Source organism: Serinicoccus shuyuelongi (assembly GCF_045032955.1).
GTDB lineage: Bacteria > Actinomycetota > Actinomycetes > Actinomycetales > Dermatophilaceae > Ornithinicoccus.
Window position 1 is genome coordinate 261,997 of sequence record NZ_JBJFZU010000002.1, and the last position, 16,406, is coordinate 278,402.

Consider the following 16,406-nt stretch of genomic DNA (forward strand, 5'->3'; position numbering starts at 1 on the left):
ACCGTGGCCCCGGTGCGGTGGGTTCAGGGTCCGAGGGTGGCGCGGGCCAGGTCGGCCCGGGACCGGTTCGGCATCCGGGCGAACATCCCCCACATGGCGCCCGCCAGCTCCCCTGCCCCGGCCTCCCGGGACCAGAATGCCCGTTGCCGCTCCACGGGTAGCTGGCCGAAGGCGTCGAAGAGGTCGAGGGTGCCCTCCACCCGCAACCGCAGCAACGCGCGCAGGCCAGCCTCGCGCAGCAGGTCGGAGGCCTCCGGCGGATCGACCCGCGTCGGGACGGCACCGGTGGCCAGGAGCCCGGCCAACCGGTCGGCGGTCAGCAGCGCGTGTGCCACCGAGTAGCCGGTGACCACGTTCGCTCCCCGACCTCCGGTGCCCACCGCCAGCACCCCGTCCGGGGCCGGGCGCGACCGCCCCCGCATCGGGATCCGGACCACTTCCCGTCGGATCGGGTCGTCGACGACGCCGGCGGGCAGGCCGCGGTGCAGCAGGCGCCGCCGCAGCCGCGCGCGCAGCACCGGGATCGGCAGCCCGGGGGCCGCGGCCAGGCAGGTCTCCTCGAGCAGCACCTCGTCCCCGCCCAGGGGTATGCCGTAGAGGAACGTCGCCCGGGCCCGTGCGGTCGGCGGCTCGTCCGGGTGGTGGCCGGTCTCGCCGCTCCCGTCGGTCCCGGTACCCGTGCGGCGCCCCGTGTGGTCGGTGCGCCAGTCCATCAGCAGCCCCTCCGCACCGTCCAGGGCGGCGGCGGCCTCGGCGGCCGGGACGACGATGCCGTAGGCCGTCTGGGCGGGGGACGGGTCGTCCTGAGGTCCTTCCGGCCGCCGGCCACCCAGCGGCCGTGCCCCGCGGGCGTCGACGACCACCCCGGCCTCCCGGCGCAGGGCGCTGACCTGCTCGTCGTCCAGCCGTCCGGCGCGGACCTCGACCCCCGCCAGCGGGAGGGCACGCTGGACCGCCGCGTTGTCGAGCACCGCGTACTCGCGCGGCAGCACGTGCCTGCCACGGGCCCGCAGCTCCGGCCGCAGGACCGCGGAACGGACGACGTCCGGCGGCAGCGACCCGAGCTGCTCGGCCCAGACCCCGTAGGTGGGTGTCCACGGCGCCTCCGGACGGGGGTCGACCACCAGCACGGACAGGCCGAGGGCGTCGCAGCGTGAGGCCAGGGCCCGCCCGGCCGGCCCGAGACCGACGACGGCCACGTCGTGGCGGACGGTGCGCGAGGGCCGCGGTGCGGAGGACATGGGCGCATTCTCGCAGCGCCCGGTGACCGCGTCCTCGTACCAGGGGGTAGCGGGCGGCGCATGTACGCTGGGAGTGCGCCGCGACGCGGGGAGCCAGTGTCCCGGGGACGCACCGTGCAACGGGGGGTCTGGCGCATCCACGGCATACCGAAGGGCAGTTCTTCCGATGATCCAGCGCAACCGCATCACCACCCTCGCCTTCGCCGGCGCCCTCGCATTCGGCCTGAGCGCCTGCGGCGGCGACGACGAGCCGGAGGCGACGGCCCCGGCACAGACCGGGTCCGACGCGGCCGGGGACGGCGCCGAGGAGAGCGCCGACGCCGGTTCCGGTGACATGACCCAGGAGACCGAGGGCGACGACATGGCGGAGGAGACCGCCGAGGAGACCGAGGAGGCCCCGGTCGCCGACGGTGACGTGCCGCCGCTGGAGGACATCTGGTCCGACGTCATCGAGAACGCCAACTCGGCCGAGTCGATGACCGCCACCATCTCCGGCTCGGACGGCACGATGGCCATCGACGCCACCCTGACCGGGCAGCTCGACGACTCCAACTTCCAGGTGGACGCCACCATCGACGACGGCGAGGTCTCGATCATCGCCGACGGCGAGACCTACTACATCAACGGTGACGAGGGCTTCTGGGGGATGGCCGGGGCGCCGGACGCCGGGTCCTTCGCCGGTCAGTGGATCGAGGCGCCGGCCGAGATGGGCATCGGCGACACCTTCTCGCTGTCCTCCCTGTGGAGCGACTTCTTCGCCGAGGTCCCGCAGGACGGCTCGGACCTGCAGACCTCCACCGCCGAGCTGAGCGACCTGGACGGCGTCGAGGCCTACCACTACGTCATCGACGGCCAGGACGCCGAGGTCTGGGTGTCCGCGGACGGCGAGCAGAACCTGCTGCGGGTGCTCATCGGCGAGGGCCAGGAGCAGGACATCGAGCTGACCGTCTCCGACTGGAACGAGACCGAGCCGGTGGAGCCGCCGGAGGACGCCGTGCCCGCCGAGGAGCTCATGGGCGGCTGAGGTCCTCCTCCGCGTCGACCTGCACGGCCGCTCCGGTGAACTGGGCGTCGTGCAGGCGCGCGTAGGCACCGTGCGCGGCGAGCAGCTCGTCGTGGGTGCCCTGCTCGACGATCTGGCCGGACTCCATCACCAGGATCAGGTCGGCGTCCCGGATGGTGGACAGCCGGTGCGCGATGACGAAGCTGGTGCGGTCCGCCCGCAGCCGGGCCATCGCCTCCTGCACCAGCAGCTCGGTCCGGGTGTCCACCGAGCTGGTGGCCTCGTCGAGGATGAGCAGTGACGGCTGGGCGAGATAGGCCCGGGCGATCGTGATCAGCTGCTTCTCGCCGACCGAGACGGTCGACCCCTCGTCGTCCAGCACCGTGTCGTAGCCCTGCGGCAGGTGCTGGACGAACCGGTCCACGTGCGCGGCCTCGGCGGCCTCGCGGACCTCCTCGCGGGTGGCCTCGGGCCTCCCGTAGGCGATGTTGTCGGCGATGCTGGCCTCGAACAGCCAGGTGTCCTGCAGCACCATGCCGACCCGGGAGCGCAGGTCGCGCCGCGTCATCGAGGTGATGTCCCGCCCGTCCAGGGTGATCCGGCCCCCGTCCAGCTCGTAGAAGCGCAGGACCAGGTTGACCAGGGTCGTCTTCCCGGCCCCGGTCGGCCCGACGATGGCCACCGTCTGCCCCGGCTCGGCCACCAGCGACAGGTGCTCGATCAGCGGCTCCGGGCCGTAGGAGAAGGACACGTCCTCGAAGGCGATCCGGCCGCCCCGGCCGCGATGCCCGGCGGGCTCGGCGTCGACCGCGTCCGGACGCTGCTGCTCGGCGTCCAGCAGCTCGAAGACCCGCTCGGCCGAGGCGATGCCGGACTGGAGCAGGTTCGCCATCGAGGCGACCTGGGTGACCGGCTGGGTGAACTGCCGGGAGTACTGGATGAAGGCCTGCACGCTGCCCAGCGAGAGCTGCCCGGAGGTCACCCGCAGCGCGCCGACCACGGCGACCAGCACATACCCGAGGTTCCCGATGAGGAACATCGAGGGCATGATGATGCCGCTGGTGAACTGGGCCCGCCAGGTCACGTCGTAGAGCTGGTCGTTGATCTCCCGCATCCGCTTGCTGACCTGCTCGCGGCGGCCGAAGACGGTCACCAGCTCGTGACCGGTGAAGGCCTCCTCGATCTGCCCGTTCAGGGTCCCGGTATGCGCCCACTGGGCCTTGAACAACTTCTGGCTGCGGCGCGCGATCAGCACGGTGACCAGCACCGACAGCGGGATCGTCACCACCGCGATCACGGTCAGCACCGGGGAGATCCAGAGCATCATCGCCAGGATGGCGACGATGGTGACCAGCGCGTTGAGCAGCTGACCGAACGTCTGCTGCAGGGTCTGCTGCAGGTTGTCCAGGTCGTTCGTCACCCGGGACAGCGTCTCCCCCCGAGGCCGCCCGTCGAAGTAGGCCAGCGGCAGCTCGTGCAGCTGGTCCTCGGCGTCGGAGCGCAGGTCGCGCACGGTGCGGATGGAGATCCGGTTCAGCAGCCGGGTGGAGACCCACATGAGCACGCCGGAGGCCACGTAGAGCGCGATCACCAGCAGGATGGTGCGCGCCACCGCCTCGAAGTCGATGCCCTGGCCGGGCACCAGGAACGGGGTCCCGGCGACCAGGTCGGCCTGGGTGTCCTGCCCCTGCTCGCGCAGGGCAGCGACGGCCTCCTCGGTGGTGGACCCGGCCGGGAGCCGGGCGCCCAGGAAACCGGCGAAGACGTAGTCGGTGGCGCGCCCGAGGATCCGTGGCCCCAGCGTGGCGAGCACCACGGCGGTCAACGCGACCCCGGAGGCGAGCAGGATCAGCAGACGGTACGGGCGGAGCCGACCACCGAGGCGGGCGGCGGAGGCGCGGAAGTCGCTCGGCTTGTCGACCGGTGCAGCCATCCCGTGCTGGGCACCGGGCCCCCGGCGCGGTGTCCCGCCCTCCGGGGCGCGGCTGGTGCGTTCGCTCATACCGCGACCTCCCCGACCTGCTGGGAGCGGACGATCTCGGCGTAGGTGGGACAGCTCCCGAGCAGCTCGGTATGCGTCCCGGTGCCCACCACCCGCCCCTGGTCCAGCACCACGATCTGGTCGGCGTCCAGCACCGTGGAGATCCGCTGCGCGACGACGATCACGGTGGCCTCCCGGGTCACCGGTCCCAGCGCCCGCCGCAACCGGGCGTCGGTGGCGAGGTCCAGGGCCGAGAACGAGTCGTCGAACAGGTAGACCCGTGGGCGGGCGACCAGGGCACGGGCGATGCAGAGCCGTTGCCGCTGGCCACCGGAGACGTTGGTGCCGCCCTGGGCGATCCGGTGCTCCAGCAGCTCGGGGAAGGTGCGCACGAAGTCCTCGGCCTGGGCGACCCGCAACGCCTCCCACAGCTCGTCGTCATCGGCCTCCGGGTTGCCGAACCGCAGGTTGGAGGCCACCGTCCCGGAGAACAGGTAGGGCCGCTGCGGCACCAGGCCGGTCATCGACCACAGCGCCTCCGGCGCCAGCTCGGTGACCGGCACCCCGTCGATGCTCACCTGCCCGTCGTCGACGTCCGCCAGCCGGGGGATGAGCCGCATCAGCGTCGTCTTGCCCGAGCCGGTGCCACCCACGATCGCGGTCGTGGTCCCAGGCCGCGCCACCAGGGAGACGTCGTGCAGCACCGGGGCGTCCGCCCCCGGGTAGGTGAAGTCGACCTCGGCCAACGTGACGGTGCCCGACGGGCCGGCGCCACCGGGCGAGCCGCCCGGTGACGAGCCGTGCGGCTCGGGCGGCGGCACCACGGTGGACCGGGTGTCCAGCACCTCGCTGATCCGCTCGGCCGAGACGGCGGCGCGCGGCAGCATGGTTGCCACCATGGTCGCCATCATGATCGACATCAGGATCTGGATCAGGTAGCTGATGTAGGCGGTCAGCGCGCCGACCTCCATGGCTCCGGCCTCCACCCGCTGGGCGCCGAACCAGATGACGGCGACGCTGGAGAGGTTCATCACCAGCATCACCACCGGGAACATCAGCGCGAGCAGGTCGCCCACCCGGATGCCGATCCGGGTGAGCTCGGTGTTGGTGCGGCTGAAGCGCTGCTGCTCCTCGGGCTCGCGGGTGAACGCCCTGATCACCCGGATGCCGGTGATCTGCTCGCGCAGCACCCGGTTGACGGCGTCCAGCTGCGTCTGCTGGGCCCGGAAGAGGGGCACCATCCGGCGGATGACCAGGGTCATCGCGAGCAGCAGGGCGGTGACGGCCACGGCGATCAGCGGGGACAGGCCGACGTCCTGCCGGATCGCCATCACGACGCCCCCGACCGCGGTGATCGGGGCCGCGACGAGCATCACCAGCGCCATGAAGGTGACCTGCTGCACCTGCTGCACGTCGTTGGTGCTGCGGGTGATGAGCGAGGGTGCCCCGAACTGGCCCATCTCCCGCGAGGAGAAGGTGAGCACCCGGTCGAAGACCGCGGCCCGCACGTCCCGGCCCACCCCCATGGCGGTCCGGGCGGCCGCCCAGGTGGCGGCGATCTGGGCGATGGCCTGCACCGCGCTGACCGCGAGCATCAGCGCGCCCACGCGCCAGATGAAGGGCAGGTCGGTCTGCACGATGCCCCGGTCGATGATGTCGGCGTTCAGGCTGGGCAGCAGCAGGCTGGCGAGCGCGGCGACCAGCTGCAGCACCAGGACCACGGCGACCAGGCCTGCGTAGGGCCGCAGGTGGCGGCGCAGGAGTCGGGTGAGCACGACTCGATTGTGCACCCGCCTGCTGCGGGGAACGGCGCAGCACCGTACTCCCCTCCGGCTCCATCAGGGTTCCGTTGCGTCAGGTAAAGAGGCATCGTGACGGGATCGTGATGTTTTCGTGATGTAGGTCACGTCGCTGTCACGTAGCCTCGCTCGTGGTCCCGTCCTTCCTGCGTGGGCCATGGGTTCTAGAAGGAGATCATTCGTGACCAGCAGAAAGCCCGGGACGCCCTCGTCCCGCCGTGCTCTCTCGGGTGTCGCGGTCCTCGCGCTCGCCGGTGCCACCTTTGCACCGCTCAGCGCGTCAGCGACCGACGACTCCCTCGTCGCCCCGGGATCACCGGCGCCGGAGAGCAAGATCCACGACAACGAGGCCTCGGGCGCGGAGGTCGTGCCCAACCGGTACTTCGTCCAGCTGGCCGGGCCCAGCACCACCGAGGGTGGCTCCCTGGCCGCCATCGAGAGCTCGCGCGAGCAGTTCCTCAGCAACGCCGCCGCCGCGGGCGCGCAGGTCCAGGTCGACTCCGAGTTCGACTCCCTCTGGAACGGTGTGAGCATCACCGTCGCCGAGGGGTCCTCGCTGGTGGACCTGGCCGCGTCCGACTCCGTGGTGGCGATCTTCCCGGTCGGCGTCATAGACGCCCCGGAGCGCCCCGAGACCACCGAGATCGCGCCGGACATGTTCTCCGCGGTCACGATGACCGGGGCCGACATCGTGCAGAGCGAGCTCGGCTTCACCGGTGAGGGTGTGCGGATCGGCATCATCGACACCGGCATCGACTACGACCACCCCGACTTCGGGGGCAACGGCAGCCCGGACAGCACCACCTACCCCACGGAGAAGGTGGCCTTCGGCTACGACTTCGTCGGTGACGCGTACAACGCCGACCCGGGTGCGGGCGAGGGCTACAACCCGTTCCCCGTCCCGGACGAGGACCCCGACGACTGCCAGGGTCACGGCACCCACGTCGCCGGCATCGCCGCCGCCGACGGTGAGGTGACCGGTGTCGCCCCCGGCGCCACGCTGGGCGCCTACCGCGTCTTCGGCTGCGACGGCTCCACGGACGCCGACATCATGCTGCACGCGATGGAGAAGTCCCTCGAGGACGAGATGGACGTGGTGAACCTGTCCATCGGTTCTGCATTCTCCGCGTGGAAGGAGTACCCGACCGCCCAGGCGACGGACGCTCTGGCCCGTGAGGGCGTCGTCGTGGTGGCCTCCATCGGCAACTCCGGCGCCAACGGTCTGCACTCGGCCGGCGCGCCCGGCACCGGCGCGGACACCATCGGTGTCGGCTCGGTCGACAACGCGATGTACGCGGCCAGCTTCTTCCTCGACGCCGAGGGCAACGAGGTCCCCTACGCGGTCGGTACCCCGGCCCCGGCGCCGCCCACCTCGGGCGACACCCCGGCGGTCGCGGTGCACGAGGCCGGCACCGAGGCCGCCCAGGCCTGCGGGACCGACCCGTTCACGGCGGAGGAGAAGGAGCTCATCGAGGGCAACTACGTCCTCATCCAGCGTGGCGTCTGCACCTTCCACGAGAAGGCTCGCAACGGCCAGGAGGCCGGCGCCGCCGGTGTCCTGCTCTACAACAACGCGCCCGGCGTCACCAGCCCCAGCCTGACCGGCGACCCGGCCATCACCGTCCCCACGGTGATGGTGACCCAGGCCGACGGTGAGTCGCTGGTGGAGCAGTCCCTCGGGACCCCCAGCACCATCACCTGGACCGAGGGCGAGACCCAGGTCCCGAGCCCGACCGGTGGCCTGATGAGCTCCTTCAGCTCGTTCGGCACGATGGCGGACACCACCTTCAAGCCGGACCTCTCGGCCCCCGGTGGCCAGATCTACGCCACCTACCCGCTGGAGATCCAGCCCTACGCGACCCTCTCGGGCACCTCGATGTCGGCCCCGCACGTTGCGGGTGCGGCGGCGCTGATGCTCGAGGCGGACCCGTCGCTGGGTGTCGCCGAGGTCAAGCTCAAGCTGCAGAACAGCTCCGAGCAGCTCGACCTGAGCATCGCCCCGACCGCCGGCCTGGAGGTCGTGCACCGTCAGGGCGCCGGCATGATCCAGGTCGACGACGCGATCCTCGCCGAGGCGATGATCGAGCCGGGTCTGGTCCAGCTGGGCCAGCAGCTCTCCGGTGAGACCACCACCCAGTCGGTGACGCTCACCAACACCACCGACGAGGAGAAGATCTACACCGTCGAGCACGAGGCGGCCGTGGCCACCTCGGGCACCGCGAACGAGTGGGGCTACTACGTGGCCGGCGCCGACGTGGTCGTCGCCCCGTCCGTCGTCGTCCCCGCTGGTTCCAGTGTCGAGGTGCCGATGACGATCACCTCGCCGACGATCGAGGACGAGATGGGTCCGATCTACGGTGGCTACGTCTCCTTCACCTCCGGTGAGGGCGACACCGAGGACACCTACTCGGTGGCCTACGGCGGCTACGCGCACGACCTGCAGTCCGTCGAGGTGCTGGCCGACATGGTCGACGCCGACGGCAACGTCACCCAGGAGCTCCCGGCGCTGGGCGTCGTGGGCGACTGCGACCTCTACCTCGGCTACGAGTGCTACGACGCCGAAGGCACCTACGACATCGTCGGTGACGGCTACACCTACTCCATGGAGCAGGACGACGCCCCGCAGTTCCTGGTGCACTTCGAGCACCAGGCCCGCAAGATGGAGTGGGAGGTCTTCGAGGCCACGGCCGAGGGCGCCAAGGGCGAGTCCCTGGGCACCGTCGCCGAGGTCGACTACCTCGCGCGCAGCGCCACCCGCAACGGCTTCTCGGCCTACCCGTGGGACGGCATGGTCATCGACGAGAACGGGGCCAAGGTCCGGGTCGAGGACGGCAGCTACATCATGGAGATCGTCGTCACCAAGGCCAGCGCCTGGAACGACGACCGTGAGCCGCTGACCGAGACCTACACCAGCCAGGCCTTCGGGGTGGCGTTCGAGGGCTTCGGCACCATCGACCGTCCCGCCGTCGACCGCACGCTGGGTCACACCCGTTTCGCGACGGCCTCCGAGCTGGCGGTCGAGCAGTTCCCGAACGGTGTCGACACGGTCTACGTGGCCAACGGCTACATGTTCCCGGACGCCCTCGCCGGTGGTGCCCTCGCGGGCTCCCAGGAGGTCCCGGTGCTGCTGACCCGTGAGGGCGACCTCCCGGGCGCGACCCGGATGGCGCTGCAGCAGCTCCAGCCGGAGCAGATCGTGGTGCTCGGTGGCAGCGGCGTCGTCAGCGACGACGTCGAGACCGCGCTCAGCGAGTACGCCGAGGTCGAGCGGATCGAGGGTCTGGACCGTTACGTCACGGCCGCCCGCGTGAGCGCCTCGCACGAGTCCGCCGACACGGTCTTCCTGGCCAGCGGCATGGACTACCCGGACGCGCTCGCGGCAGCGGCTGCTGCGGGGATGGAGGACGCCCCCGTCCTGCTGACCCGCCCGGACGCCCTGCCGGGGTCGACGGTCAACGAGCTGGAGCGTCTGGCTCCGGAGACCGTGTACGTCATCGGTGGCTCCAACGCGGTCTCGACCGACGCGGCCGACGAGGCCGACGAGTACGCGGGCGAGGTCATCCGCCTCGGTGGTTCGCAGCGTTACAGCACGGCCGCGATGGTCGCGGACGAGTTCTTCCCGACCCCGGCCCCGGGCGCCTTCCTGGCGACCGGGCTGGACTTCCCGGACGCCCTCGCGGCGGCCCCGGTGGCGGCGATGAACAACATGCCCGTGCTGCTGACCCGTCCGGCCGAGATGCCGGCCGCCACGACCAACGCGCTGATGGCGCTGCGTGCGCAGAGCGTGCAGATCGTGGGTGGCTACGAGGCGATCAACCAGAGCGTCCAGGACGCGCTGGAGGCGATGGTCTACCCGTGAGGTCCTGACCCCACGGTGTGAGACCCACCCGCACGGAACCCCCCGGAGCCTCGTGCTCCGGGGGGTTCCGTGCGTCCTGGCGGTACGGTCGAACTCGCGTGCCGCCGGAATGCGGCCCGAACAATCACGTGCAATGATCACAAAATGGTAACGCTGAGGAAATCGAAGAAGATTGTCGCTGTCGCTGCCGCGTGCTTGGTGGCCATACCCGCCGCCGGGGGGACGGCTCACGCCCAGCCGGGCGGGACAACCACGGCTGTCTCCTCGCCTCCGACGGTGGACAACACGCCCGCCCCGAACTGCGTCAAGGTCATCGACCGTTGGCGAGACGGTACGAGCCCGCACGTCGCCATCCGCAACGACTGCCGCAGCAGCCAGCGGGTGAAGGTCATCTGGGCCTACGGGAGTGACTCCGAGTGCATCCAGCTGGTGCGTGGGCGTGCCGTCCAGCACGGCAGCGGCGCGTTCGCGAGCTTCGACGGCATCGCTCGCTGCTGAGCAGTACCGAGATCGCGCGGAGGGCCTGCGTGGCTGGGCCGACCTGGTCAGGACAGGTATGCCGCGAGCCGGTCCAGGCCCTCCACCCCGAGCACCTCGCCCGGGAGCAGCGGCACCTGCAGCAGCGGTAGCCCGGGCAGCTCCTCGGTGAGCTGTTCGACATACCGCTCCTCCAGCACGTGCCGGGCGGCCAGCAGCTCTCCCGCGTCGGCGGGTGAGCGCTTGTTGACGACCAGGGCTCCGACGCCCATCCCCGCCCGGGTGAGCTGGGCGTGCAGCTCCACCGACTCCAGGACGGGCAACCGTTCGGCGGCCAGCACGATGACGAAGGCGCTGCGTCGCGCGTCCTGCAGCACCTCCCGGAGGTCGGTGAAGCGGGCCTGCCGCCGGTCCAGGATGTCCCGGATCTCGGCGTCCCTGCGGGCCCGGCGGTCCGGGGGCGGATCACCACCGGACCGCCGGACGCCCACCGCGTCGGCGGCGGCCCGGTCTCCCCGGCCCCGGTCCAAACCGCGCAGCGCCGCCCCGAAGCGCGCGGAGCGGTCCTGCCGCCGGAGCAGGCCCTGGGTCCACGCCTGCATCAGCTCGGGCAGCGCCACCAACCGCGAGGTGTGCCCCGAGGGGGCGGTGTCGAAGATGACCAGCTCGTCCGGGTGGCGGCTCTGCACCACCTCGGCGATCCGCTCCAGCACCGCGGCCTCGTGCGTGCCCGGTGCCTCCCGCGCCAGGTCCAGGTGCTTGTGCACCTCCCCGCGCAGGTGCTCGGGCATCAGCCGCTCCATCGTGGAGCGGACCGCCGAGAGGTGCGCGTCGGTGGTGCGGGCCGGGTCGATCTCCAGCCCCCGCAGCAGCGGCGCCAGCTCGACCTCCTCGTCCCCGACGGAGCGGCCCCACAGGTGCCCCAGGTTGTGCGCCGGGTCGGTGGAGACCACCAGCACCCGACGGCCGGCGCGGGCCAGGGACAGCCCCAGCGCAGAGGCCACGGCCGTCTTGCCGACCCCGCCCTTGCCGCCGACGAAGAGCACCTGACGGTCGGTGGCGAGCTCGGTCAGCAGCACGCGACGTGCTCCAGCGGGCTGCGATCCATCCCCATCCGGCGGTGCCAGTCGTGGAACTGGTCGTAGACCACCGGCAGCAGCTCCACCGTGTAGTAGCTGGCCGGGTTCGGGACGCCGAGCGCCTCGGCCATGACGATCACCAGGAAGAGGTCGTCCTCGTCGCGCCGGGCCCGGGCGAAGGTGCGGCGGTAGGGACCGGCGTAGGCGTCCCGCAGCCCCGCCGCCACCTGCGCGAGGCGGCTGCGGGGCTGCGGTCCGGGCGTCATGCTCGCAGGGTATGCCCTCAGTCGCCGTCGCGACGTCGGCCGGCGTCCACCATGGCCACCTCGGCGTCGTCCTCGCCCTGGAAGTCCTTGGCCCTGCGCATCGCGGCGAAGGCCTCGACGATGACCCACAGCGCGGCCACCAGGATGATCACGTCCAGCACCAGCAGCAGCCAGTTCTGGGTGTCCCAGAAGGTGCCGAGCTGGATGAACAGGGCGTAGATCGTCATCGCGCCCACGAACACCAGCGGGATCAGCGCCGGCAGCGGGGTGCGCCCACGACGGATCAGCATGATCGAGATGATCGACAGCGTCAGTGCCGCCATCAGCTGGTTGGTGGTGCCGAACAGCGGCCAGATGAGCATCCCGCCCGAGCCGTCCGCGCCCGCACCGAAGGTCAGCAGCAGGGCGACCCCGACGGCGATGACGGTGGCGACCACCTTGCCCAGGCCCACGCCCATGATCTCGCCGATCTCCTGCACCACGAAGCGCTGCAGCCGGACACCGGTGTCCATGGTGGTGGCGGCGAAGAGGATGGCGGTGGTCGCCATCACCGTGGCGGCGAGCGACGTGGGCAGGCCCAGCCCGGCGTTGACGATCGCGCCGCCACCCTCGACGAAGGCGGCGACCCCGCCGTCGTTGAAGGCCTGGTAGACGGCCTCCCAGTCGGCGAGCGTCGCGAAGCCGGCGGTGGTGGCGATGATCGCGCCGAGGGCGAGCAGTCCCTCGCCGACGGCACCGAAGTAGCCGACGAAGCGGGCGTCGCTCTCCTTGGCCAGCTGCTTGGAGGTGGTGCCCGAGCTCACCATGCCGTGGAAGCCGGAGATGGCACCGCAGGCGATGGTGACGAAGAGCAGCGGGACGAGCGAGGGCGTCCCGGCCGGGACGTTCTCGTTGTAGGCCGGGGCCACGATCTCGGGGCGGGCCAGCAGCACCGAGCCGTAGAGGATGCCGAGCGCGATGAAGAGCTGCAGGCCGTTGATGTAGTCACGCGGCTGCAGCAGCACCCACACCGGCAGCATCGAGGCGATCCCGGCGTAGAGGAAGAGCAGCACGATCCAGGCGGACAGCGCCGGCAGGCCCAGCACCGTCTCCGGCAGGGCCAGCGGGATCTGGTCGCCGACCCAGATCAGTGCGTAGAGCGCGACCACGCCGACCACGGAGACCAGCGGCAGCCCCCACTTGAGGCGGTAGATGGCCTGCCCGACGAGCAGCGCCACCAGCAGCGCGCCCCAGGTCGGGATCACCGCGGTCGGCGTCGAGATCAGCAGCCGCCCGATGACCACCGCGAAGGCGGCGTTCACCATGAGCAGGAGCAGGAAGATGACGACCAGGAAGAGGTTGCGGCCGCGGGCGCCGATGTAGCGACCGGACAGCGCCCCGATCGACTGGCCCTTGTTGCGCAGCGAGGCCCACAGCGCCCCCAGGTCGTGCATCCCGGCGAAGAAGACGGTGCCGATGGTGACCCAGAGGAAGGCGGGCAGCCAGCCCCAGATCACGGCGACCGCGGGGCCGACGATGGGGGCCGCGCCGGCGACCGAGGTGAAGTGGTGTCCCCACAGCACGAACTTGTTGGTCGGGATGTAGTCGACGCCGTCCTGGAACTCGTGGGCCGGGGTGGGCCGCGAGTCGTCCAGCGCGTAGATCCTGGCCGCGAGGAACTTCGAGTAGAGAAAATAACCCGCCAGGATCATGGCGACCCCGATGAGGGCGAGGGTGAGCGAGTTCATGGTGTCTCCATTGACGACGGGCCCGGGCGGACGGGCCAGATCCTACCGCCCGGGCGTGTCGCGGTCAGCCCGACGCACGGACATCGACGGAACCCAGGGTCGTCCCGACGTCCACGGTATGCGCGGAGTCCGGGTCGCGGCTCACCTGCACGTCGACGTCGCCGAGCTCGCTGCCGGCCGTGACGGCATACCGCTCGTCGCCGGGCAGCCGCAGCGAGACGTCCCCGACGGTGGTGCGGACCCGGACCTCGTCCGGCGGTTCGCGGACGTCGAGGTCCACGCTGCCGAGGGTGCTGGTGAGCGTGGCGGTGACGGGCTCGCCCTCCAGCCGGACGTCGCCGGTCGTGGTCCGCGCGTCCACCGTCCCGGTGCTGCTCAGCCGCACGTCGCCGAAGGTGCTGTCCACCTCCAGGTCGATGCCGGCCGGCACCCAGACGGTGAGGTCGGCCGAGCACACCCCGAGGTTGGTGCCCGAGCAGGGTGCCTCGATGCTCACCGTGCCCTCGTTCTCCTGCACCTCGAGCAGCGGCCGGGACAGGGTGTAGTGGGCGTCCGACTCCACCCGGGGCGTCCGGGCCCCCTCGACGAGCTCGCGCACCTGCACGTCCCCGGCGGAGGAGGTCACCACCAGGCGGGTCATCGCGGCAGGCAGCTCCTCGGACTGTCCTTGTCGCTGCTCCAGCAGGGAGGGCACGGTCCCCATCGTCGTCCCGCCGACCATCAGCAGCGTCACCACGCTGCCGACGACCCGCAGCGTGGGGTAGGGCGGACGGGCCCGGACCTCGGTCACCCCGGTGCCGCCACCGACACCGCCGTTGCCCCGGCCGGTGCTCACGAGGCCTCCCCGTGGTCCAGCCACTGCAGCACGGCCAGCACCCGACGGTGGTCGTCCCCGGTCGGCGGCAGGTCGAGCTTGGTGAAGATGGAGGAGACGTTCTTCTCGACGGCGCCCTCACCGATGTAGAGCTCACGGCTGATCGCGCTGTTGGTCCGTCCCTGGGCCATCAGCCGCATCACGTCACGCTCGCGGGCGGTGAGCCGCTCCAGCGGGTCGGCGTTGCGGGCTCGGGACATCAGCTGGGAGATCACCTCGGGGTCCAGGGCCGTGCCGCCCGCGGCCACCTGGTGCAGGGCGTCGACGAAGTCGCTGGTGTCGGCGACCCGGTCCTTGAGCAGGTATCCCACGCCCCGCGGCCGACCCGCGAGCAGCTCGGTGGCATACCGCTCCTCGACGTACTGGCTGAGGACCACGACGGCGACCTCCGGCAGCTCCTCGCGCACCACCAGCGCCGCCTGCAGGCCCTCGGCGGTGAAGGTCGGGGGCATCCGGACGTCCACGACGACCAGGTCGGGTCGGTGCTCCCGGACGGCGACCAGGAAGGTCTCGGCGTCCGGGCAGGCGGCGACCACGTCGAAGCCGGTGGCCGTCAGCAGGCGCACGATGCCGTCCCGCAGGAGCACCGAGTCCTCGGCCAGGATGACGCGCAGGCTCATGACCCGATCCTCTCGCGCAGCGGCAGCGTGATGGCCACCGTGGTCCCGGACCCCACCGGGGAGTGCACGTGCAGGTGCCCGTCGACGGCAGCGACCCGCTGCTGCAGCCCGGTCAGGCCGCTGCCGCCGCCGACCACGGCGCCACCCTGCCCGTCGTCGGTGACCGTGATCGCCAGCAGCTCACCGGTGAGGCTGTTCGCCCGGGCCAGCTCCACCGTGGCGCGGGTGGCACCGGCGTGCTTGGCCACGTTGGTGAGGGCCTCGGAGACGCTGAAGTAGGCGATGGCCTCGACGGTCGGGTCCAGCCGGGTCCCCGGCAGCCGGGAGCTGACCGAGACCGGCACCGGGCTGCGGACGGCCAGCGCCGAGACGGCGGCGTCCAGGCCGCGGTCGGTGAGGATGGGCGGCACGATGCCGCGGGCGACCTGACGCATCTCGATGATCGCCTCCTTGCTGGAGGCGTGCGCCTCGTCCAGCAGCCCGCGGACCGTGCGGGCGGCGGCCGGGTCGTCCGGGTCCCGGTCCAGCGCGTCCCGGGCCAGACCCAGGCTCATCGCGATCGAGACCAGACGCTGCTGCGGTCCGTCGTGCAGGTCCCGCTCGATCCGGCGCCGCTCGGCCTCCACCGAGTCCAGGGTGCCTTCCCGGGTGGTGGTCAGGGTGTCCACCCGGTCGCTCATCGCCCGCAGCTGGGCCTGGGCGTCGGTGCCGATCAGCCACCGCGCCAGGGCGACGTCCACGCTGGACAGCCCCCGGGCCACCCAGGGCAGGCAGACCAGCACGACCACCCCGAGCAGCCAGGCCATCGTCATCCCGACCATGCCGGTGACCCGGACCGGCCCGACGAGGCTGACCCCGTCGGTGGCCCATCCCCACAACGGCAGCGTCGCCAGCAGCAGCCCGCGGGCCAGCAGGAAGAGGGTCACGGCTCCGCAGAACAGTCCCCACAGCCCGTGGATCCCGACCCAGCCGAGGGCCCGCAGCCGCTGCTCGTCGAGGCCCAGGACCCGCCGCCAGGTGGGTGCCGTGGAGTCCGGGCGACGCCCGATGTCGACACCGAGGAAGGCGGCCACCCGGTGCCGTTCCAGGCCGGCCAGCAGCCAGGCCCCCCACAGGGCCGGGGAGAGCAGCAGCAGCCCGACCCCCAGACCGGGCAGCGAGAAGAACCCGCCGATGGCGACCCCCGCGACCACCAGCGCGACCACGGCGGTGAGCATGCTGGTGACGGCGTAGCAGACGGCCCAGTACTGGTGCAGCACCCGCTCCCGCAGCCCGGGCCCCGGGGCCGGGGGGATGGTGTGCGGCGCCGGTCCGTCCTGCGGCACCGGGCCGTCCGCCCGGAGCAGGTGCCCGGCGGCGGGACCTCCCCAGGGCCCGTCCCCGAGGCGGGGCATGTGGGCCGGGTCCAGCTCGGTGGGTCCGGTCCGGTCCCCGGCGTGGCTCGTCATACGACCAACGTAGCCATCCCTGCGTGCGCGGG

Annotated in this window: 12 protein-coding genes; 3 read left to right on the forward strand and 9 right to left on the reverse strand. The window is 71.8% G+C overall.

The window, feature by feature from the left end; all coding sequences use genetic code 11:
- Positions 1-23 precede the first annotated feature (23 nt).
- Complete coding sequence (locus ACI3EY_RS01425; protein WP_405038505.1) at positions 24-1,241, reverse strand: lycopene cyclase family protein; 1,218 nt, start codon at positions 1,239-1,241, stop codon at positions 24-26.
- Between the two features lie 166 nt (positions 1,242-1,407).
- Between ACI3EY_RS01425 and ACI3EY_RS01430 the strand changes: the two genes are divergently transcribed.
- The gene (locus tag ACI3EY_RS01430) at positions 1,408-2,265 is read left to right on the forward strand and encodes a hypothetical protein (protein WP_405039163.1); all 858 of its coding nucleotides are present in this window, start codon (positions 1,408-1,410) and stop codon (positions 2,263-2,265) included.
- Here the strand turns inward: ACI3EY_RS01430 and ACI3EY_RS01435 are convergent.
- Together ACI3EY_RS01435 and ACI3EY_RS01440 are read right to left on the reverse strand one after the other, a co-directional pair.
- Positions 2,252-4,246, reverse strand: coding sequence for an ABC transporter ATP-binding protein (locus ACI3EY_RS01435; protein ID WP_405039164.1), 1,995 nt, complete (start codon positions 4,244-4,246; stop codon positions 2,252-2,254). The two genes, ACI3EY_RS01430 and ACI3EY_RS01435, sit on opposite strands and share 14 nt — an antisense overlap.
- Positions 4,243-6,000, reverse strand: coding sequence for an ABC transporter ATP-binding protein (locus tag ACI3EY_RS01440; protein WP_405039165.1), 1,758 nt, complete (start codon positions 5,998-6,000; stop codon positions 4,243-4,245). The genes ACI3EY_RS01435 and ACI3EY_RS01440 overlap by 4 nt, the downstream gene beginning before the upstream one ends.
- Before the next feature lie 205 nt (positions 6,001-6,205).
- Here ACI3EY_RS01440 and ACI3EY_RS01445 point away from each other — a divergent pair, with 205 nt between their 5' ends.
- Both ACI3EY_RS01445 and ACI3EY_RS01450 read left to right on the forward strand, forming a co-directional pair.
- Positions 6,206-9,883 carry a S8 family serine peptidase gene (locus ACI3EY_RS01445; protein ID WP_405039166.1) on the forward strand — a complete coding sequence of 1,226 codons (3,678 nt, stop codon included), beginning with the start codon at positions 6,206-6,208 and terminating at the stop codon, positions 9,881-9,883.
- A 276-nt stretch (positions 9,884-10,159) separates the two neighbouring features.
- Positions 10,160-10,381, forward strand: coding sequence for a hypothetical protein (locus ACI3EY_RS01450; protein ID WP_405038510.1), 222 nt, complete (start codon positions 10,160-10,162; stop codon positions 10,379-10,381).
- A gap of 47 nt (positions 10,382-10,428) precedes the next feature.
- Here the strand turns inward: ACI3EY_RS01450 and ACI3EY_RS01455 are convergent, their stop codons facing one another.
- The 6 genes from ACI3EY_RS01455 to ACI3EY_RS01480 form a co-directional block, all read right to left on the reverse strand.
- Positions 10,429-11,436, reverse strand: coding sequence for an ArsA family ATPase (locus ACI3EY_RS01455; protein WP_405039541.1), 1,008 nt, complete (start codon positions 11,434-11,436; stop codon positions 10,429-10,431).
- Complete coding sequence (locus tag ACI3EY_RS01460) at positions 11,430-11,705, reverse strand: cory-CC-star protein (RefSeq protein WP_405038511.1); 276 nt, start codon at positions 11,703-11,705, stop codon at positions 11,430-11,432. The genes ACI3EY_RS01455 and ACI3EY_RS01460 overlap by 7 nt, the downstream gene beginning before the upstream one ends.
- Positions 11,706-11,722: 17 nt before the next feature.
- Positions 11,723-13,432 carry a carbon starvation CstA family protein gene (locus ACI3EY_RS01465; protein WP_405038512.1) on the reverse strand — a complete coding sequence of 570 codons (1,710 nt, stop codon included), beginning with the start codon at positions 13,430-13,432 and terminating at the stop codon, positions 11,723-11,725.
- 64 nt (positions 13,433-13,496) lie between these two features.
- Positions 13,497-14,267, reverse strand: a complete 771-nt coding sequence (locus tag ACI3EY_RS01470; protein WP_405039167.1) for a DUF4097 family beta strand repeat-containing protein — start codon at positions 14,265-14,267, stop codon at positions 13,497-13,499.
- On the reverse strand, positions 14,264-14,926 hold the full coding sequence (locus tag ACI3EY_RS01475; protein WP_405038514.1) for a response regulator transcription factor: 663 nt from the start codon (positions 14,924-14,926) through the stop codon (positions 14,264-14,266). The genes ACI3EY_RS01470 and ACI3EY_RS01475 overlap by 4 nt, the downstream gene beginning before the upstream one ends.
- Entirely contained in the window at positions 14,923-16,374 is a 1,452-nt protein-coding gene (locus ACI3EY_RS01480) for a sensor histidine kinase (protein ID WP_405039168.1), read from the reverse strand. The genes ACI3EY_RS01475 and ACI3EY_RS01480 overlap by 4 nt, the downstream gene beginning before the upstream one ends.
- Between the last annotated feature and the right edge of the window lie 32 nt (positions 16,375-16,406).

What these genes read in the sequence shown, in the direction of transcription:
- ACI3EY_RS01460 (WP_405038511.1), bottom strand. Translation starts at nt 11,705, where the DNA reads ATGACGCCCGGACCGCAGCCCCGCAGCCGCCTCGCGCAGGTGGCGGCG.
- ACI3EY_RS01465 (WP_405038512.1), bottom strand. Translation starts at nt 13,432, where the DNA reads ATGAACTCGCTCACCCTCGCCCTCATCGGGGTCGCCATGATCCTGGCG.
- ACI3EY_RS01435 (WP_405039164.1), bottom strand. Translation starts at nt 4,246, where the DNA reads ATGAGCGAACGCACCAGCCGCGCCCCGGAGGGCGGGACACCGCGCCGG.
- ACI3EY_RS01480 (WP_405039168.1), bottom strand. Translation starts at nt 16,374, where the DNA reads ATGACGAGCCACGCCGGGGACCGGACCGGACCCACCGAGCTGGACCCG.
- ACI3EY_RS01475 (WP_405038514.1), bottom strand. Translation starts at nt 14,926, where the DNA reads ATGAGCCTGCGCGTCATCCTGGCCGAGGACTCGGTGCTCCTGCGGGAC.
- ACI3EY_RS01430 (WP_405039163.1), top strand. Translation starts at nt 1,408, where the DNA reads ATGATCCAGCGCAACCGCATCACCACCCTCGCCTTCGCCGGCGCCCTC.
- ACI3EY_RS01425 (WP_405038505.1), bottom strand. Translation starts at nt 1,241, where the DNA reads ATGTCCTCCGCACCGCGGCCCTCGCGCACCGTCCGCCACGACGTGGCC.